General features: G+C 50.4%; 15 protein-coding genes. All 15 read left to right on the top strand.

The annotated features are described in order from the left end of the window. Positions 1–141 precede the first annotated feature (141 nt). The 15 genes from hutH to AC50Y3_RS19985 all read left to right on the top strand — a co-directional run bounded on the left by hutH (position 142) and on the right by AC50Y3_RS19985 (position 20,030). Positions 142–1,671: a histidine ammonia-lyase gene (hutH, locus tag AC50Y3_RS20055; protein ID WP_494820497.1), complete on the top strand. Its 1,530-nt coding sequence runs from the start codon at positions 142–144 to the stop codon at positions 1,669–1,671. Between the two features lie 29 nt (positions 1,672–1,700). Next, positions 1,701–3,374 carry a urocanate hydratase gene (gene hutU, locus AC50Y3_RS20050; protein WP_494820496.1) on the top strand — a complete coding sequence of 558 codons (1,674 nt, stop codon included), beginning with the start codon at positions 1,701–1,703 and terminating at the stop codon, positions 3,372–3,374. Positions 3,375–3,410: 36 nt separating this feature from the next. Continuing rightward, positions 3,411–4,715: an imidazolonepropionase gene (gene hutI, locus AC50Y3_RS20045; protein ID WP_494820707.1), complete on the top strand. Its 1,305-nt coding sequence runs from the start codon at positions 3,411–3,413 to the stop codon at positions 4,713–4,715. Then, positions 4,712–5,680: a formimidoylglutamase gene (gene hutG / locus AC50Y3_RS20040; protein WP_494820495.1), complete on the top strand. Its 969-nt coding sequence runs from the start codon at positions 4,712–4,714 to the stop codon at positions 5,678–5,680. The genes hutI and hutG overlap by 4 nt, the downstream gene beginning before the upstream one ends. 301 nt (positions 5,681–5,981) lie before the next feature. After that, a complete protein-coding gene (locus AC50Y3_RS20035; RefSeq protein WP_494820494.1) occupies positions 5,982–6,914 on the top strand; it encodes an ABC transporter permease in 933 nt (310 codons plus the stop codon). A 36-nt stretch (positions 6,915–6,950) separates the two neighbouring features. Further along, a complete protein-coding gene (locus tag AC50Y3_RS20030) occupies positions 6,951–7,838 on the top strand; it encodes a carbohydrate ABC transporter permease (RefSeq protein ID WP_494820493.1) in 888 nt (295 codons plus the stop codon). Positions 7,839–7,906: 68 nt separating this feature from the next. Continuing rightward, positions 7,907–9,523, top strand: a complete 1,617-nt coding sequence (locus AC50Y3_RS20025; RefSeq protein WP_494820492.1) for an ABC transporter substrate-binding protein — start codon at positions 7,907–7,909, stop codon at positions 9,521–9,523. A 64-nt stretch (positions 9,524–9,587) separates the two neighbouring features. Then, on the top strand, positions 9,588–12,362 hold the full coding sequence (locus AC50Y3_RS20020; RefSeq protein WP_494820491.1) for an alpha-mannosidase: 2,775 nt from the start codon (positions 9,588–9,590) through the stop codon (positions 12,360–12,362). Next, positions 12,359–14,275 (top strand): ADP-ribosylglycohydrolase family protein, encoded by a 1,917-nt coding sequence (locus tag AC50Y3_RS20015; RefSeq protein ID WP_494820490.1) that lies wholly within the window; start codon positions 12,359–12,361, stop codon positions 14,273–14,275. Before AC50Y3_RS20020 ends, AC50Y3_RS20015 begins: the two co-directional genes overlap by 4 nt. Before the next feature lie 87 nt (positions 14,276–14,362). Further along, positions 14,363–14,797: a protein-tyrosine phosphatase family protein gene (locus AC50Y3_RS20010; protein ID WP_494820489.1), complete on the top strand. Its 435-nt coding sequence runs from the start codon at positions 14,363–14,365 to the stop codon at positions 14,795–14,797. Between the two features lie 161 nt (positions 14,798–14,958). Further along, complete coding sequence (locus AC50Y3_RS20005) at positions 14,959–15,516, top strand: Hcp family type VI secretion system effector (RefSeq protein WP_494820488.1); 558 nt, start codon at positions 14,959–14,961, stop codon at positions 15,514–15,516. A 116-nt stretch (positions 15,517–15,632) separates the two neighbouring features. Then, a complete protein-coding gene (locus tag AC50Y3_RS20000) occupies positions 15,633–16,217 on the top strand; it encodes a TMEM175 family protein (protein WP_494820487.1) in 585 nt (194 codons plus the stop codon). Positions 16,218–16,345: 128 nt separating this feature from the next. Then, positions 16,346–17,845 (top strand): spore germination protein, encoded by a 1,500-nt coding sequence (locus AC50Y3_RS19995; protein WP_494820486.1) that lies wholly within the window; start codon positions 16,346–16,348, stop codon positions 17,843–17,845. Further along, on the top strand, positions 17,842–18,927 hold the full coding sequence (locus AC50Y3_RS19990) for a GerAB/ArcD/ProY family transporter (RefSeq protein ID WP_494820485.1): 1,086 nt from the start codon (positions 17,842–17,844) through the stop codon (positions 18,925–18,927). The genes AC50Y3_RS19995 and AC50Y3_RS19990 overlap by 4 nt, the downstream gene beginning before the upstream one ends. Beyond that, on the top strand, positions 18,924–20,030 hold the full coding sequence (locus AC50Y3_RS19985) for a Ger(x)C family spore germination protein (RefSeq protein WP_494820484.1): 1,107 nt from the start codon (positions 18,924–18,926) through the stop codon (positions 20,028–20,030). The genes AC50Y3_RS19990 and AC50Y3_RS19985 overlap by 4 nt, the downstream gene beginning before the upstream one ends. Positions 20,031–20,042 lie beyond the last annotated feature (12 nt).

Raw genomic sequence — 20,042 nt, 5'->3', positions numbered from 1 at the left:
TACGGGACAATCGCATATCCCCTTTTCAAAAAGGGACCGCGTGGAAGCTTAAAGCTTCCGCTCGGTCCCTTTCTTATATTAAAGCAAGAAAGGGGATCACTCGCCATGTTAGTCGCTGAACAACAAGAGAGGGGTGTTGACATGACGCCTATCGTGCTGGATGGAAAAAAGCTAACGCCTGAAATGGTCATGGAAGTGGCATTCGAGGAAAGAGCGGTCGTGTTGTGTATGGAAGCGGCCGAGCGCGTGAACAGCTGCCGTGAAATGGTGGAGGAGCTGGTTGCCGCCGGTAAAGTCGTTTACGGCGTAAGTACGGGTTTCGGTAAATTCAGTGATGTGCACATCTCGCCTCAAGACGCCGCGAAGCTGCAGATTAACTTAATTCGCAGTCACGCCTGCGCGGTGGGCAGTCCCTTGCCGGAAGCAACAGTTCGGGCACTTATGCTTCTTCGCGCCAATGCGCTTGCCAAAGGGTATTCCGGCATTCGTCCGGTCACGCTGCAATTGCTGATCGATTGTATTAATTTAGGCGTACATCCCGTTATACCCGAGCAAGGCTCGCTCGGCGCAAGCGGCGATTTAGCGCCGCTTTCCCATTTGGCGCTGGTCCTAATGGGCGAAGGGGAGGCTTTCTATCAAGGGGAGCGGCTTCCGGGTGCTGCGGCGCTAACCAAAGCAGGGCTGAAACCGATCACCTTGCAAGCCAAAGAGGGGTTGGCGCTCATTAATGGCACCCAGATCATGACATCCATCGGCACTCTTACCTTCATAAAAGCGCAGCGATTGGCCCAAATCGCAGACGCGATTGCTTCGCTTACTTTGGAGAGCTTGCGCGGGATCCCGGAAGCATTCGCGGAGGAAGTACATTTCGCGCGGCCTTATCCCGAGCAGATCGGCGTAGCCAAGAATCTCCGGACGCTGCTGAACGGCAGTCAATTAACGACGCGGCAGGGAGAGATCCGGGTTCAAGATGCTTATTCGCTTCGCTGTCTGCCGCAGGTGCATGGCGCTACTCGCCAAGTGCTTGATTATGTGCAGGATAAACTGACCATCGAAATCAATTCCGCTACCGATAATCCACTCTTATTCCTAGAGGATGGGAAAGTCATCTCGGGAGGCAATTTCCATGGTCAGCCGATTGCGTTTGCCATGGATTTTCTGAAAATCGGCATGAGCGAGCTCGCGAATATTTCGGAACGCCGAACGGAACGACTCGTTAATCCGGCGCTATCCGGCGGCCTGCCTGCCTTCCTCAGCCACAACCCGGGCATCGGATCAGGTTTGATGATTACGCAGTATGTGAGCGCATCGCTCGTTTCGGAGAATAAAGTGCTCGCCCATCCGGCAAGCGTGGATTCCATTCCGTCATCGGCGAACCAGGAGGATCATGTTTCCATGGGGACAACGGCCGCCAGACATGCGGTACAGGTGATTGACAACGTTTCCAAAGTGCTGGCGATTGAATTGATATGCGCTGCTGAAGCAGCCGAATTTATCGGCGTTGACGGGTTAGCTCCCGCGACGCGCGCGTTATATGGGAAGCTGAGAGCCCTCGTTCCGCCGGTTGTCGATGACCGCTCTACTTCAGCTGATATCGAAAGAACGGCGGCCGCTTTGCTGTCCGGCGAATTTCTGGTCGCGGTGGAAGCTATAACGGGACCGCTTTATTAAACCAATCATGTTCCATGGGAGGATCCGATATGACAACGTATAATCAACCGGAACCAAAACGCGTAATCCGTGCCCCGCGCGGTACGGAATTGTCTTGCAAAGGCTGGGTGCAGGAAGCAGCCCTCAGGATGCTGATGAATAATCTTGACCCTGAGGTGGCGGAGCGTCCGGAAGACCTGGTCGTCTATGGCGGTATTGGCAAAGCAGCCCGCAACTGGCCTTCCTATGATGCTATCGTGCGTGAGCTGCAGCGATTAGAGAACGACGAAACGCTGCTGATCCAATCCGGCAAGCCTGTCGGCGTCTTCAGAACCCATGAACGCGCGCCAAGAGTACTGTTGTCCAACTCCGTACTCGTGCCGAAATGGGCAACTTGGGAGCACTTCCGCGAGCTGGAGCAGAAGGGGCTGATGATGTACGGACAGATGACTGCCGGAAGCTGGATTTATATTGGGACCCAGGGAATTCTGCAAGGGACGTATGAAACCTTCGCCGAAGCCGCCCGTCAGCATGCAGGCGGTACGCTTAAAGGCACGCTGACTCTGACGGCGGGGCTAGGCGGTATGGGCGGCGCGCAGCCGCTGGCTGTTACGATGAACGAAGGCGTCGTCATCGCTGTTGAAGTCGATCGTTCGCGAATCGATCGGCGCATTCAAACGAGGTATTGCGATGTTCTCGCGGAAACGCTGGATGAAGCTTTGGCATTGGCGAACAAAGCCATTTCAGAAGGAGAAGCGCTTGCCATTGGCTTACTGGGGAACGCGGCGGAAATCTATCCGGAATTCGTGCGCCGCGGCATCAAACCGGATTTCGTGACAGACCAAACCTCCGCGCATGATCCGCTTGTGGGTTACATTCCGGCCGGTTATTCCATGGAAGAAGCGGCGGCACTGCGAGCGAGTGATCCGATGCAATACATGAAGCTGTCCAAGGCAAGCATGGCAACCCACGTTCAGGCGATGCTGGACTTGCAGAAGCTCGGCTCGGTCGTGTTCGATTACGGGAACAACATTCGTCAAGTCGCGTTTGATGAGGGGGTAGCGAATGCCTTCGACTTTCCCGGCTTCGTGCCCGCCTATATCCGTCCTCTGTTCTGCGAAGGCAAAGGTCCGTTCCGGTGGGCAGCGCTCTCCGGCGACCCGGAAGACATTCGCAAAACGGATGAGCTCGTCCTTCGCATGTTCCCGGAGAATGATCATCTCCGCCGCTGGATTGAAATGGCGAGCGAGCGCGTAGCGTTCCAAGGTCTACCGGCACGCATCTGCTGGCTCGGTTACGGAGAACGGGAAAAGTTCGGTCTCGCGCTCAACGACATGGTGAAGAACGGCGAGTTGAAAGCACCGATCGTCATCGGCCGCGATCATCTGGACTGCGGCTCCGTGGCATCGCCGAACCGGGAGACGGAAGCGATGAAGGACGGATCTGACGCGGTTGGCGACTGGGCGATTCTGAACGCGCTCATCAACACATCGGCAGGGGCATCTTGGGTGTCCGTCCATCATGGAGGAGGCGTCGGTATGGGCTACTCCTTGCATGCGGGCATGGTTGTCGTTGCGGATGGAACCGATGAAGCAGCCGAACGCCTTCGCTGCGTATTGACATCAGACCCGGGAATGGGCGTCATCCGTCACGTGGATGCCGGTTACGACGAAGCCATCGACAGCGCGGAGAAACACGGAATCCGTATCCCTATGCGCGATTAGGATGCCGCGCAATAACCTTAAAGGAGCGTGACGATCATAGAACGGATAGACTTATTGCTGACAGGAATCGGCCGGTTGGTAACCCCTATCGGGAACGCACCTCGTTACGGAGGAGAGATGAAGGAGCTCCGGGAGATTACAAACGCTGCGATCGCGATTCAAGGCGGCCGCATTGCGCATATCGGTTCCGAAGAGGAAGTGACTAACCTGCTGCAGGGCGTCGAAATTACGGAAACGCTAGACGCTCGCGGGTGTCTGGTTACGCCTGGCCTCGTTGATCCGCATACGCATCTGGTTCATGGCGGCTCAAGGGAGCATGAACTTGCGCTCAAGCGTTCCGGCGTCCCGTATTTGGATATTCTGGCTCAAGGCGGCGGTATACTCAGCACCGTTCAAGCGACCCGTACGTCAAGCGAGCAGCAATTATATGAGAAGGCCTATCGAAGCCTCGATATTATGCTTTTGCAAGGGGTCACGACGGTGGAAGCGAAGAGCGGGTATGGCCTTACCTTAGCGGATGAGCTTAAACAGCTGCGTACGGCGAAACGGCTGAACGAAACGCATCCGATTGACGTTGTCTCAACGTTTATGGGTGCCCATGCCGTGCCGCCTGAATATAAAGGCAGGACGCAGGATTACGTGGACCTCGTTTGCGACATGCTTCCCGAAGTGGCAAAAGAAGGGTTGGCAGAGTTTTGCGACGTATTTTGCGAGCATGGGGTTTTTACCGTCGAACAGTCTCGCCGCATTTTGCTCGAAGGGCTGCGGCTCGGCTTGCTTCCCAAAATCCATGCCGATGAAATCGAATCGCTCGGCGGTACTGAATTAGCGGCTGAAATCGGCGCGATTTCCGCTGAGCATTTGCTGGCTGCATCCGATGAGGGCTTGCGCTCGCTTGCGGCAAACGGCGTCATCCCGGTGCTGCTGCCCGGCACTTCGTTTAACCTTGGACTAAACAAGCATGCCCGTGCTCGGGATATGATCGACCACTTCAACCTGCCGGTGTCCCTGTCGACCGATTATAATCCGGGTTCTTGTCCGACCGAATCCATTCAGCTCGTGATTATGCTTGCCTCACTAAACTTGAAGATGACGCCGGAAGAGATATTGACGGCCTGCACGGTCAATGCGGCAAACGCGATTGGGCGAGGCGATCAAATAGGCTCGATTGAAGTAGGGAAACGCGCGGACATCACGATATTCGACGCGCCGAGTCTAGCTTATCTGCCCTATCATTTCGGCATCAACCATACGTATGGCGTGATCAAGAACGGGAATGTCGCGGTTTGGGATCGGCAAATCGTGACAAAGCAAGCAAAGAAGGAGGGGACACTTCCATGAGCCAGGAGATCCCTAATCTTAAACGACCTGATCAGGCAGTGTTTAGAGATCATCTGGAGACAAAGGTTGCTCACTGGATTCGAGAGTGGGACGGCAAGGAGCAATTGCTTGCGGGCATCATCGGAGTACCGCTCTCCAAACCTTCCATTTCAATATCGAGCGCCTCGACGACGCCGGCAGCGATTCGTACGGCATTCAAGTCGTTTACGACATACTCGCTCGAATATGGCGTTGATTTGCAGGACATGGCCGTCCGCGACCTCGGCGACATTCAGATGCACGTGACGGATATCGCGGAATGCCACCGTCGCATCGAGGAAAGCATGAACGCGATTTACGGGGCTCAGCCTTCTATAGTTCCGATCATTCTGGGCGGGGACCATTCGACAAGCTGCCCATCTATTAAAGCTTTCAGCCAGCGTTTTCCGGGAAAGAAAGTAGGGATCATCCATTTCGATGCCCATCATGACGTGCGTAATTTCGAAGACGGCGGCGTTACGAATGGCACTCCTTTCCGTGGGATATTGGAATCGGGCGCAGTAGAAGGGCGCAATATCGTGCAAATCGGCATCCGAGGTTTTATGAATGCGAAGCCCTATCACGATTATGTGAAGAGTAAGGGCGTACACGTGTTTACCTCGCGGGATGTGCGCCGGATGGGCATCGATCCGGTCATCGATCAAGCGCTCGCGCTTGCGGGCGACGGAACGGAAGCAATCTATGTCAGCTTCGATGTAGACGTCATCGATCAAGCCTTCGCGCCGGGCTGTCCGGCTATTGGGACTGGGGGGATGAATCCGTGGGATGCGCTTGATGCGTTGTACCGTCTCGGGGCTTTGCCGCAGGTGATGGGGATTGATTTTGTTTGCATTGACCCATCCGTGGATGTGCGCAACGTGACTTCTCGCCTCGCGGTACAGTTCATGCTTAGCTTCTTGGCAGGAATGGCAAGTCGAATTGGTTGATCCGCTAGTTTGCAGCTATTGAGAGAAGGATTGGGAGCTTACTAGAATTTTCCGAAAGAGCATTCATGCTCGGAGGCGAATTCCAGTAAGCTTTCTTTGCGTTTAGGACACTGGAATTGTACAATTGCACACCACCCTATGATAAGATGGGCCGTATAGTCAGTCCGCCATAATCTCTTGGAGGTGTTGCGTAAGATTGCAAAGGGATCGTAATTTTCTCTCGTAGCACGGACTTTGAAAACGCTTTATCATGAATTATGAAAGCGTAACCAATAAACGACATTCGGTAAGAGGTGGTTGCATGCAAGCGGTTCAGAAGAAAAAAGGCTTCTTCTATGAGATTATGAAAAACCGAATTCTCTATCTGATGTTTTTGCCCGTCGGGATCTACTTTCTCGTGCTGGCTTATCTTCCGATGCCGGGTATCGTCATCGCATTCAAGGAGTACTCCTACGACGGCGGCATTTTCGGAAGCAAATGGAATGGAATCGAAAACTTCAAATACTTCTTCGAATCCGGCAAGCTATGGCTCGTTACGAAGAACACGGTGCTGTACAATCTCGTGTTTCTGACCGTAAGCACGCTCTTATCGGTGCTAGTGGCCATCCTAATTGCGGAAATGATGGGCAAATACTTCAAGAAGACGGCACAAACCTTCATGTTCCTGCCTTACTTCATCTCATGGGTTACCGTCTCGGCGTTTTTCTATAACATTTTCAACTATGACTACGGTGCTTTGAACTCGTGGCTGAAATCGCTCGGCGCAGAGCCGATCGACATCTACTCGAATCCGAATATATGGCTCATCCTTCTGCCTCTATTCTATGTATGGAAGGGCATCGGCTTCTCCAGCGTGCTGTATCTGTCGGCAATTATGGGAATTGACCATGAAAGCTACGAATCGGCCAAAATCGACGGCGCGAATTTGTTCCAACGCATCTGGTACATTACGATTCCGATGCTGAAGCCGACCATCATTACGCTGGTTCTGCTCGGTCTGTCCCGAATTATGCGCGGCGAATTCGATATGTTCTACCAGCTGATTGGCGACAACGGCCTCTTGGCAGACAAAACGGACATTATCGATACGTTCGTATTCCGCTCCCTGATATTCGCGAATGATTTCGGAATGGCCTCCGCCGGTGGCGTATACCAATCGGTTCTGAGCTTCTTCATTATCTATGCGGTTAACTGGGGCGTTAAGAGATGGAACAGCGATTATGCGCTCTATTAGTCAATCTCGGTGGGAGCAGGGAAGGCGGATCAAGCTATGAAAATGGGAAAAGACGTCATCACCTTTAATATTATCGCGTTCATCGTCGTGGGTTTCATTGGCATCGCCACGATACTGCCGTTCATTATGCTGCTGGTGGGTTCCTTTCAATCCGAGAGCTCGATCCTACAGTATGGATACTCGCTACTTCCGCGGACCTTCGATCTTGGCGCTTATAAATTCATTTTTCTGGAGCCGGAGAAGATCTTTCACAGTTATCTGGTCACGATATTCCTTACGGTAGCAGGTACCGGAATATCCATCTTCTTCTCTTCGATGACCGCTTATGTACTCGCCAGAAAAGATGTGAAGTACCGCAATGGGATGGCCTTCTACCTCTTCTTCACAACCTTGTTCAGCGGAGGCTTAGTGCCTTACTACCTGCTGATGTCCAATTATTTGCAGCTCCGAAATACGATGATGATTCTGCTCTTGAACGGGATGTTCAATGTCATCTACATCCTGATTCTGAGAACCTATATCGCGAACAGCATTCCGGATTCCATCTCCGAATCGGCGAAGATCGACGGCGCGAATGACTTCTCCATCTTCATCAGAGTCGTGTTCCCGCTGCTCAAGCCGGCACTCGCATCGATCGGGTTATTCATCGCCCTCGGTTATTGGAACGATTGGTATACGGCAACGCTGTTCATCACCAAAGACAACCTGTTTCCGCTCCAGTACACGCTTTACAGAATTCTGAGCTCCACGACCTTTGCGAAGCAGATGCTCCAGAATAATGGTGCTGCATCTGCCATTGAACTCCCGCAGCAAACGGTTAAGCTTGCACTGACCGTCGTCGCGACCGGGCCAATCGTATTCGCCTACCCGTTCGTTCAGAAGTATTTCGTTGCCGGCCTCACGATTGGGTCTGTCAAAGGCTAGTAAAGTTTGGTTAATTCCGCAAGAGCGGTTTAACATAGTTCATTCAATAATTGGGAGGTTAAACAAAGATGAGCAAGAAGTCAAAAGCACTGAGTCTGAGTTTATCGCTTACGCTCTGCCTGATGTTAATCTTGTCCGCTTGTTCCAAGAATGACAATACCAACAATGCTGCAGCAAACAACAAGCCTGCCAATGAGACGAAGAACAACGCTGCGGCAAGCAACACGGAAGACAGCGCCGGTGCCGATAACACAGCTACAGACACCACCGAGAAACCGCAATTGGATAAGGTAACGTTGAAATTCGTACTGCTCGGCGAAGCTCCGAAGGACAATGAAGCGGTCATGGCTGAAGTCAACAAGAAGCTTGAAGCCGACATCAACGCGACAATTGAATTGACTTATATTCCATTCGCAGACATTAACACCAAGTATCCGCTCGTACTGGCTTCCCCGCAGGATTGGGATGTCATCTACGGCAACATCAACTACGGCTCCAATGCATCCAAAGGCGGTTATCATGAAATCACGATGGATGACGTCAACAAGTTCATGCCTTTGACGACAGCGGCAACGTCCGAAGGCCAGTGGACGGATGCCCGCGTAAACGGAAAAATCTACATGATTCCGCAAACGTTTAAGGAGTTGGATGTAGGTACAGGTTTCTTCCGCGAAGATCTTCGTAAAAAGTACAATGTTCCTGAAATCAAAACCTTCAAGGACTTGGGAGCTTACTTCCAAGCGCTGAAAGACAATGAGAAAGGCATGCTTCCTGTTGACGGTTCCGCTTCCGATATTCAAGGCATTTTCGGCGGCTTGATGAAGAACTATGTACTTAAAGAAGCGCCGTATATCACCGGATTCTTCCCTGACGATCCGAACTATACGATAACCGGATTACTCGACGATGCTTTCAAAGCGAAGTTCATCGATGCTGCCAAAACAATGAAGGACTGGGCGGACAAAGGTTTGCTGCCTAAGAACGCATTCGCGCAGAAGACGGCAGCGGCTGACCTTGCCAAAGAAGGGAAATCCGGCTACTGGGCAAACGCGTTCGAGAACTATGCCCAATACAGCTCCGACATGATTGCTAAAGGCTGGGAGCTTGGTGCAGTGAATAACTTGACAGACAGCGGCGTCGTTATGACTCGCCCTGCTACAGGTAACGGTTTCGCATTCTCGCCGAAATCGAAAAACTACGAAAGAGCTTTGATGGCGATCGATTTGCTGCATCAAGACAAAGCTTATAACATGCTGCTCGCATTCGGTATCGAAGGCAAAAACTACACGATGAATGCCGATGGCAAAATGGTAATCGCCCAATCCGATCCGAATCCGTATCCGATGTACGGTGCAGGCTGGTGGTCCAACAACCGCGACCAATGGCCGCCGCTTGAGAGCTATACGCAGCAATATATCGACACGAAGAAAGCACTGCTTGAGAAGGCGCAGCCATTCCTGCTTAACGGCTTCAACATCGACACGACAAACATCAAGACGGAGCTTGCGAACATCGTGAACATCGATAAACAATACTCTGCACCGATTCAAATGGGTCTTGTGAAAGATGTAGATGCAGCAGTCAATGACCTGATCGAAAGATACAAGAAAGCCGGTGCCGAGAAGGTGCTGGAGGAAGTGAAGAAACAAGCAGCGGCATTCGTTGCTTCGAAACAAGCGCAGTAAAGATAACGGAAGAGGGCTGCTCCCGGAAGGTGGCAGCCCTTTTTTTGAACAAATGGAGGTACTCATGGAGAAGAAGAAGATGTTCCTTACGCCGACGACGCATTGGGACCGGGAATGGGTCATGACGAAAGGGCAGTTTCAGGTTCGTTTGGTTCATCTGATTGATCGGCTGCTCACCATCATGGACGAACATCCGACTTATCGGTTTCTGCTTGATGGGCAAGCGATCGTGCTTGAGGATTATTTAGCCATCAAACCGGAACAGAGGGAACGGATGGCTGCCCTGATGGAGTCGGGCAGGCTGGTTACCGGTCCTTGGTATGTGCTGGCTGATCAGTTTCTGGAGAATGGAGAGTCTACGATTCGGAATTTGTTAATGGGCATGGATTTGATTCGGCAAATGCGCGGCAGGCCAATGATGCTCGGTTATGTGCCGGACTCCTTCGGGAGTATTGCGAGTTTGCCGATGATTCTCAATGGCTTCGGGATTCGATATGCAACGTTTGGGCGTGGACGTCCGAAGTGGGATGAAGAGCTTCCCCATTATGAATTTTGGTGGCAGGGACCGGCAAATTCTAAAGTTTTAGCTGCCAATCACGGTTACAGTCACGGCATATTTCTGAGTTATCCGGATATTTGGTCCGATATTAGCCAGCCGTCTTCGCTTGCACCTGATGCCGAGATGACCTTGCGCAGCTTCCTTGAAGAGGCACAGAAACAGCTGGATCTGGCAGCAACCTCAAATTTATATATGTCCATTGGAATTGACCATATGGAGCCCCGGCCTTCATTGCCTGGGATAGTTGATTATATCAATCAGCATCAAGAAGCGTTTGAGCTGCATTATTCGATGCCGGAAGATTATCTCGCCGCTGTGGCAGAAGCAGCCGAAGGGCTGTCCACGTATACCGGAGAGATGCGCGGCTCAGATGCGTTTCCGATGGATTTGGTAGGCACATTATCTTCTCATATGAGATTGAAGCAGCAGAACGATGCCAGCGAAATTCTGTTGCAGCGATTAGTAGAGCCATTGTGGGTGATGGCTTCCGGTGCGAGCGGCGTGGCTTATCCGAAAGGGCTCATTCAGAACCTATGGAAGCTGCTGCTGGCGAACCATCCGCATGATTCCATCTGCGGCTGCAGCCTGGATCAGGTTCACAAGGATATGCAGAACCGATTCGAGGAAATAGAGCATACCGGAGCTTACTTGATCAAGGATGGGCTCCACCATTTGATAGGGGCTATCGATACGACTACTTCGGAAGAAGAAGCTGCGATTGCCGTTGTGGTGGTCAATCCGCTTGGCCGCACGCATGCGGGTCCGGTAAAGCGTTATGTGCGAGTTCCGAAGCGCTTCAAGCATGACTCTTATAGGCTGGTCGACGAGGAAGGGCAGCCCATTGCTGCGAGAATACGCCATATCGCGGACAAAAATAAGGATTTGGAAAGCGAATATATGACCGCTGACATGCTGGCGGTGTTGATTTCGAAGACGAGTGAGGACACGCGCGCGGATAATCAGGTGTTTACGGTACTGGAGGTTGATTTTATCGCGGATCATGTTCCGGCAGCCGGATATCGAACCTATTGGATCAAGCCCGGTTCACCGAGCAATGAAGGCGTATCTATTGAAGCAGCAACTGCTCCTTCTGGGGTTTCCTTGTGCGAGAACGGCATGGAGAACGACGCGATCCGGGTTCGTTTCCATGAGAATGGCACGTTCGATCTTCTTTATAAGCGCACAGGGCGTGAGTATCGCCAGCTTCATTATTTGCTCGATCGGGAAGAGACGGGCGATTTGTACGACCATCATGAATTTGCGGAGCATGATGAACGTGATTCCAGAGATTGCGGAGCAAGAGCCGGAGTTGGAGCTGGGACGGGAACGGAGACGGGCTGGCGGCTTCATGAATATTTTGAAGATCGTATCGTCTATAAAGCCGACTTTACCTGGGAACTGCCTGAAGCGAATCAAGCTGGTAAACGATCCTCGGTGATGGCCGGGCTCCCGATCACGATGTATGCAACGCTATATGAGAAGTTGGAGAGGCTGGACCTCGTGCTCGAAATCGATAATACCTGCAAAGACCATATGCTGCGAGTCGCTTTCGAGACGGGACTGCCAGCTCATAGGGTATCGGCCTACGATCATTTTCAAGTCGTGGATCGGAAGGTGAGAGATGGCGGCGGGGAATGGAGAGACGAGCCGTTCCAGGAATTTATTGATGTATCGGATGGACGAGAAGGACTATGTATATCGACAAAAGGGCTCCCGGCTTATGAGGCTGTTCATGGCGGCGGAGATAAAGGAACCGTTGTGCAGTTTACGTTAGTCAGATCGGCAGGCAGCGTCGGGCAAGCAGCCGGCGCCAACTATCCGGCTCCTGGAGGACAATGCCAAGGACCGCATCGTTTCGAATATGCGTTAATTCCGCACGAAGGGGATTGGCGGCAAGGACAATGTTTGGGGAAAGCTTCCGATTTCCGTACACCTCTATTGGTAGAAGCCTCGTTGCAGCATGCTGGTCATTGGGCATCTTGCGGTTCCATTCTGTCTGTACAATCGACGGCAGGCAGCCATCCATTCATGAGCTGTCTGAAACAGGCGGAGGATCGGAGTGGATGGGTCGCTCGTCTATGGAATCCGGATCAATCGGGGCACTTGCAAGTAGCAGGCGTGCTTCTCGGTGGGGCTAGTGGCGTCTATTCCACATTGTTAGATGAAAGCGTGAAGGAAAAGGTCGATGACGCAGCAACGAAGGGCATCGCGATGCAAGCCGGGGAGCTGGTCACGATTAAATTTCAAGGGCAAATTCAAGGACAAGAGGGAGAGCGATGATGGCTAAATACCGGTTGACCTACGAGAATTATCTGGATAAAGTGTATGGCGCGTGGCTGGGCAAAAGCATTGCCGGTACGATCGGCGCCCCATTCGAAGGCAGGAAGGAACTGTTCGATTACGAGTATGACCCGCGCGCCATCAAGGAAATGCTGCCGAATGATGATTTGGATCTTCAAGTGTTATGGCTGCATGTGCTAGAGCAGAAAGGGGTTTATTTCACCTCGATGGATTTGGCAGAGGCCTTCTATGAACGTTATCCGTTCGTACCGGGGGAATATGCTTGGTTCAAGAAAAACTATAATCGTGGTATCTATCCGCCGGTATCGGGGGCGTTCAATAATCGCTATTATATCAACGGAATGGGCTGTCCCATCCGTTCCGAAATATGGGCTTGTGTTGCTCCGGGCAATCCCGAGCTGGCGGCAGAGTTCGCGGGACGCGACGGCATGCTGGATCATGAGGGTGATTCCATCTATGCAGAGCAGTACTTAGCGGCAGTTGAAGCTATGGCATTCGTCGAAAACGATCTCATGAAGGTACTGCGGGACGGCATGGTTTATTTGCCTGCGGGCACGAGAATTCGCCGGCTTGTGGAGGACACGATGGCATGGTCCTTGCAGGATTTGACCTGGCAGCAGGTTCGCTCTCGAATCATTCGCGACTACGGACACCCGGACTGTACGAACCTGTATCAGAATATCGGCTTTACGCTGGTATGTTTGTTTTACGGTAAAGGGGATTTCCTGGCGACGACGATGATCGCTTTGAATTGCGGATTTGATACGGATTGCAGCTGCGCGACGGCAGGCGCTCTTCTCGGTATTATATATGGGGCACGCAGCTTAATTGAGAAGCACGCCTTCTACGACACCAGCTATAAGCTTGATGTGAAAGTAACTCGCCGCTCCAATCAGCTGGCGGACTTGGCTGAGGATACTTGTGCAGCTGGTTTGACTATCTTGAGGGAGCTTAATTCGGCCATCGGCATTACGGATTTGCCGTCCGAGCTCGGTTCGATTCCATCGCATAAACCGCAGCCTTCGATTGTGCTTTCCGTTGACTATCTAGGAATTCCCGTTGTTGGATGGTCCGAGAGTAAGACAATTGCAATCGGACTGTCGAACGAGACGGAGTTTGTCGCTGTGGATCAATTGACAGTCGACTTGCCTGGAGGCTGGCTAAGTGATTGGACTTCGCGGCATATCGTTCTACAGCCGGGGGAAATCAAATCGGTTACGCTCACGGTAAGCGTACCGGAGCAGGTTTGCTACTTGTCGGAGAAAAACTTGCTGACGGCCAAATTTGGCGAGGCTTCCTTTGTCTTCGGTCTGAACGGAGCCCAAGTCTGGAAGGTATACGGACCTTTCTGGGAAAATCATATCGAGCTTCCTCGCACGGAGCTCGGTGAATGGTATTATGGCGCCTTCAAAGGCACCAGAGACGAAGTCGCCGATCTGACGCGTCAATTCCATCTCAATACGAAGGCCGATGCGAGCAAAGATTATCGGAGCCAGGCCGATCCGAAGGACTATCGGCTCGTGAATGTCACCGAGGATTTGTTCTCGGTTTCGGATTTGATCGGCTTCCAGGGACCTTGCGTTGTATACGCGGAGCGGGAGATCGAGCTTCCGGAGGACCGAGAGGTCAATATTATATTCGGGCATACCGAAGCCTATCGTCTATGGATCAACGATCAATTAATCAGTGAGGCCGATCACCACGATTGGTGGACGGCCGAGAACCGACATCATGCTGAGGTTAAGCTGCGTCAGGGCAGGAATAAAATCGTGCTGCAAGCGATTCGGCGCGGGCGTCATGCGGAGTACAGCTTAATCTTCACGGAGCTCGGCCAATCGTTCCCGCATCACATTACGGATCTTGGTTCGTGGATTAAGCATAAATTCGAATAATAGCTTCAATTGCAATTTCTTCAGACTATTGCTAGGCTGGAACATATAGTTTGGCATGGTCAAGAAAACGCAAAGGAGCCATTATACATGTCACAGAATAACTATCAAGCCTTAATCCATGATCGAATCTTCATGGGCGGAGCCGCGGATGTAGAGGATATGATCAAGAACGAAGAGGTGGATGTCGTCATCGACTTGCGTGCTGAGTCCACCGGCTGTGCGTATGAAGGTGCGGATGTGGATTGGATTCAAATCCCGCTTGGCGACAATACGGCTGAAGACCATCTCTTATTTAAGAAAGCAATTGCTGAAGTTGTCGGTGCGTATAAGAACGGCAAGAAGGTAGCCTTTCATTGCGCCGGCGGAGGTGGCCGAACAGGAGTCGTAGCGGTCGGAACACTGATCGAGCTTGCGCAAGCAACCGGAATTGAAGAAGCGGAAGCGAAGGCAATCGATATTCGCGCCAAAATCAATATAAAACCACCGCAGCGTGCAGCGCTTGAGAAGCTGTATGAGAATTAAACCTATAATCCACCAACCCACCATAGTAATGGTGGGTTTTTAATATCGAAAACCAATTCATGCACATCGGGAAAAACCTTTCGAGTTTGAAACGAACAGTTATTGTCATACTCCTTTTGTTGATACATAATGTATCTATAACAAAGGAGGAGTGATCATTTTTGAAGAAGCTGCTATCGTCCGTCTTGATTGCTTGTTTATGGCTAACTACGCTCAGCATTGTACCGGCAAGTGCGGCAGCACCGAGTAACGGCAGCGTATTGCTGCAGCTGGATGGGATATCCGGCGAATCTACCATGAAAGGGTATGAAAAGTGGAGTATCGTTACCGGTGCCTCATTCTCCTTATCCAGTCAGGGCTCCGTTGCTGTAGGTTCAGGTTCAGGTTCAGGGGCTGGTAAAGTCAGTCTGTCCTCTCTCACCATTACCAAATCGACCGATGCAGCTTCCATACCGATCATGCTGACTGCGATGAAAGGCTTACATATTCCGAAAGGCAAGCTTGTCTATACACGCAATGCTGCAGATGGGAATCAACCATTCCTGATGCTCGAGCTTGAAGATGTAACCCTAAACAGCTACACCTTCGATGATACCGAAGAGACCGTGGTGCTGAATTACGGTAAAATCAAGTGGACGTATTGGATTACGGATGCGAAAGGGATACGGACTCCAATCACAGGCGGCTGGGATGCTAAGAAAAATACACCCGCCGCTTAATAGACAAAAGAAGGCAGCCGCGCCGGTTGCCTTCTTTTGTCGTGCGTGAAAAAGGGTTTCCGCCGAGTGTGTCGAAACAACCAGACATACATCTATAAATGGAGAGTGCGTGCAAGTTGAAAGCAAATCGAATGGAAGCGTTCAGCGATGGCGTATTAGCCATCATTATAACGATCATGGTGCTTGAATTGAAAGTGCCGGAGGGACACGAGTGGCATTCGCTGGTAAGTTTGGCTCCGAAGCTGCTCAGTTATTTATTCAGCTTTATCTACGTAGGGATCTACTGGAATAACCATCATCATCTGCTTCACGCCGTTCATACGATGAACGGAAAGCTGATGTGGCTTAATATGCTGTTGCTATTCTGGTTATCTCTCGTGCCTTTCTCTACGGCGTGGATTGGAGAGAGTCACTTTGCTCCCACGCCAACAGCGTTGTATGGCATCGTGCTGCTGCTGGCCTCCCTTTCATATTGGTTATTGCAGCGCGCGATTCTGGGCCAGCATCCATCTGACTCTGCGATTCGGGCGGCGATGGGAAGAGATTTCAAAGGTAAGATTTCGCCTGTGATCTATCTATTAGCGATCGTGACGGCCTACTTGAACGCATGGGTATCTTGCTTCTTCTTCGCGCTTGTTGCGGTGCTCTGGTTTGTGCCCGACAAGCGGATTGAACGCGTGTTGCTGAGAAAGGCGAATTAGAAGGGAAAAGCCAGTTCGATCAGAGCGCTGATCGAACTGGCTTTTTTGCGTTGATGGTGAGTATTCATAATTATAAGCGCGACTGCAAACAATAAGGAAATAATTGACTATCGGCAGGTGGTGATGGCATGTTCCGCTTCAAGAAAACAATCCGGAAATCCGGTAAACCACAATCCGTTGAATTGGAATCCGGAGACCTTGATACGAAGATCGCACAGATTCAGAACTATTTCGCACAAACGGAAGATCTGAAAATGCAGAAGCTTTCTTGCTCGGATCAAACCTGCTCTTTGATCTATCTGGAGTCACTCGTACAGTCGGCTTCCATTCAAACGCTTGTCATCGATGCCTTGCAGGAATCCAGCTCCGATGAGATCGAGCAGAAGTTAACGGCTGTCGAAGTCAAAAAGTCATCCGATCTGATCCAAATCGGAAAATATATGCTTGAAGGTCATTGCGTCATTGTAACGGAAAACGACTCAACAGCCATCGTGATACCCGCAGCCAAATCGCAAGACCGAGCCATACAAGAGCCTGGAGCCGAACAGATTATTAAAGGCGCGCATGACGGTTTTATTGAAAGCCTTAGCACAAATCTATTTTTGCTTCGCAATCGAATGAAAAACCCCAAGTTGAAAGTGAAGTATTACACGTTAGGCAGCGTTACGAATACGAAGGTCGCCATGATCTATATGGATGGCTTCGCTGATCCCAAGGTCGTTGCGGAATGCGAGAGAAGGCTCTCCGAGTTTGATCTGGAATATTTGTATTCCGCCGGGAACATCGATGAAATGCTTGAGGAGCATCCGCTGTCTCCTTTTCCGCAAACGCTGCAGACGGAGAGGCCGGATCGGGCAGTTTCCTACCTGATGGAAGGAAAAATCACGATTATCGTGGATGGCAATCCAAGCGTTCTGGTGCTGCCGATCACGTTCTTTTCGTTTTATCAATCGCCTGATGATTACAACAGCCGCTGGATCATCGGTTCCTTTTATCGCTTCATTCGGTTAATTAGCTTCATTCTGGCCATTTGCTTGCCGGCCATCTACATCGCTACCGTAACCTATCATTCTGAAGTGCTGCCGATCGGGATTCTGTATTCGGTCAAGGTGTCGTTAACCTACGTTCCTTTACCTCCTATTCTGGAGGCACTTGTGATGCAAATCATTCTGGAACTGCTCAAAGAGGCGGCGATCAGGCTGCCCTCACCGATCTCCCAGACGATCGGTATTGTTGGGGGGTTAGTCATCGGAACGGCTGTGGTGGAAGCCCAATTGGTATCGCACACGATGATTGTTGTCATCGGGTTAACGGCGATCGCGTCTTTCGTAACCCCGATAAACGAATTTGGAACAAGCCTTCGCATTCTGGGGTTTCCGATGATGCTGGCCGCCTCCTTATTCGGTTTTTTCGGCATCTCCATTATGCTCATGCTGATTTTTATTCACCTGTGCAAAATCGAGACACTTGGCATTCCGTATTTCACGCCGTTTGGTCCGTTTCAAGGCAAAGAGAATTTCAAAGATGTATTCCTCAGACTACCGCTGTGGATGGTCAATAAAGGCGCACATAAAGCGGAAGTCAGCCCCATTAAACAGGCGATTTTCGGGAGGTGGAAGCGGCCGTGAAGCTGACAATAAGTAAACCCCAACTGTTTTTTTTGATTGTCAAAACGCAGATTGGAATAGGCTTATTATCTTTACCTTCTGAAATTCAGGGCATCGCGGATGGGGATTCTTGGATATCGGTTATTGTTGCCGGGGTTGTCATTCAACTGATGCTATTCGTTTATTGGCGTTTGCTTAAGAAGTTTCCGAACAACACTTTAAGTGAAATTACGGTTCGCATGCTTGGACGATATTTAGGGAAGGCAGTCAACGTCGTTTATTATGTTTTTTTCGTGCTCATTGCGGCTTATGCTTGTTCGCTATACACCAAACTGATTAATAGCTGGATGCTGTTATTGACGCCTGGATGGGTAGTGCTTCTGCTTATTGTCGGGACAAGCGTCTATTTGGCGCTGGATAATTTACGTGTCATCGCTCGTTTTTTTGCCTTTGCTTCTATCCTGTTTGTTGTATTGATTCTGATGAGCATTCTGAATTTTAAGAATGATATGCACATGTCGAACATTTTACCTATAGGTCAATCAGGCATGATACCCATATTCAGCGGAAGCGAAAAAACGTTTTTCTCCATGCTCGGGTTTGAGGTAACGCTGTTCTTCTACTCTCAAGTTGAAGGTAACCGGAAGGGCATGTTGACTGTCATATCAGCCGCCAATGGCTTTGTGACTTTGTTTTATACCTACTTTGTCTTCATCTGCTTAATGGGATTGAGTCCAAAGGCGTTAGAGCAGGTGAATGAACCGGTATTGTTCTTATTACGGGGGTTGTACTTTCAGCTATTTGATCGATTGGATTTAATCTTCCTGACGATTTGGATCATTCCGATGACCGCTACCATCGTTTCTTATTTATGTGTCGCCGGGAAAAGCCTATCGACCAAACGCAGCTCCTATCGCAAGCTTGTGTGGTTCAGCGCGGGGATTGTCTTCTTCGCAGCATGGTATTTAACAACGATCGAGAATGTGAATCTCGTAAGTAAATGGCTGGAATATGGCTATTTGATCATGATTGCAGCGGTGCCGCTATTGCTCTGGCTTGCATCCTTCCTTGTTAAAACCAATGAAAAGGTAGGGTCAATATGAGAAGAAGATGGTTGGTTGTGGTCGGGGGCTTGTTATGCGCGACGATGCTGACAGGCTGCTGGGACGCCCAATATTTATCCACGAAGAAGATGGTAAACGGAATTAGCATGGATTTGGATAAAAACAATCAATTAACGACGACCGTAAAAACAATCCTGCTGAATAGCAAAGGCGGCGGTCAATTCGATGTAAAGGATCAAGAGATGCAAGCAACCGGGCCATCGATTGCCAATACCGGCATGCAAATCGATAGTATGCTTCCCGGTACCATTGAAGCCACGAAAATGCATGTTGTTATCATTGGGGAAGAACTCGCCAAACAAGGGATAAAGGTTCCCTTAGAGTACATTTATCGTAATCCGAAAGGATATCTGAACTCGAATATTTTAATAAGCAAGGGGCAGGGTTCCGAAGTATTATCTTTCAGAAAAATAGATAATAGTCCCATCGCGTTTGGCATTAAACAATTGATTAACGGGTCAGAACGCACGACGGTGATTCCGAATCAAACGCTGTATTCGATTTGGAGTCCATTGTTCGACACGGGCGAAGATATGGTGCTGCCCCTCATCCATAAAGTTGGTAATAAAGCCTTGGTCATTGACAGTGTCGGTTTATTCGATGGCGATAAATTCACGGGTCATACCTTCATGTCGGAAGATAGTACATTGTTATTGCTCATGCTTGGGAAGCTGAACAAAATGGCAAACATGGACATTCAGGCAGAGGGGAGTTTGCTTAACTATCAAGTGCGAAAAGAAAAGAGATCCATCCGGTTGACGGTCAATCCATCTACGTCCGAAATCGAATGCGCCGTTAAAGTAGAGCTATTTGGTGTCATTAGTAGTTTTCCGAACCATCTAGGCGAGAAGATTGACCGCGAACAGGTGGCACTGGAGATTAACAGAAATCTTAACAAACGCGCCATAGGCGTAACAAACAAGTTGCAGCAGGCGAATTGCGATGCGCTTGGGATCGGAAGAAGGCTTAAAGCCCATCATTCCAAGCTGTGGAAAACGATCGACTGGAAGAAAACATACAAGGAAGTGAAGATCAAAACGGAAGTTCAAGTCCATATTGCAAATACGGGCATTATCAAGTGATTGGAAGGATGA

This window comes from Paenibacillus sp. J22R98, assembly GCF_059383835.1.
Note: the sequence above shows the minus strand (reverse complement) of the source record. Positions and strands in the feature narration are given on the sequence as shown.

Excerpts from the sequence above, each read along its gene's own strand:
- hutH (WP_494820497.1), top strand. The coding sequence starts at position 142 with ATGACGCCTATCGTGCTGGATGGAAAAAAGCTAACGCCTGAAATGGTC.
- hutU (WP_494820496.1), top strand. The coding sequence starts at position 1,701 with ATGACAACGTATAATCAACCGGAACCAAAACGCGTAATCCGTGCCCCG.
- hutG (WP_494820495.1), top strand. The coding sequence starts at position 4,712 with ATGAGCCAGGAGATCCCTAATCTTAAACGACCTGATCAGGCAGTGTTT.
- AC50Y3_RS20035 (WP_494820494.1), top strand. The coding sequence starts at position 5,982 with ATGCAAGCGGTTCAGAAGAAAAAAGGCTTCTTCTATGAGATTATGAAA.
- AC50Y3_RS20030 (WP_494820493.1), top strand. The coding sequence starts at position 6,951 with ATGAAAATGGGAAAAGACGTCATCACCTTTAATATTATCGCGTTCATC.
- AC50Y3_RS20025 (WP_494820492.1), top strand. The coding sequence starts at position 7,907 with ATGAGCAAGAAGTCAAAAGCACTGAGTCTGAGTTTATCGCTTACGCTC.
- AC50Y3_RS20020 (WP_494820491.1), top strand. The coding sequence starts at position 9,588 with ATGGAGAAGAAGAAGATGTTCCTTACGCCGACGACGCATTGGGACCGG.
- AC50Y3_RS20015 (WP_494820490.1), top strand. The coding sequence starts at position 12,359 with ATGATGGCTAAATACCGGTTGACCTACGAGAATTATCTGGATAAAGTG.
- AC50Y3_RS20010 (WP_494820489.1), top strand. The coding sequence starts at position 14,363 with ATGTCACAGAATAACTATCAAGCCTTAATCCATGATCGAATCTTCATG.
- AC50Y3_RS19995 (WP_494820486.1), top strand. The coding sequence starts at position 16,346 with ATGTTCCGCTTCAAGAAAACAATCCGGAAATCCGGTAAACCACAATCC.
- AC50Y3_RS19985 (WP_494820484.1), top strand. The coding sequence starts at position 18,924 with ATGAGAAGAAGATGGTTGGTTGTGGTCGGGGGCTTGTTATGCGCGACG.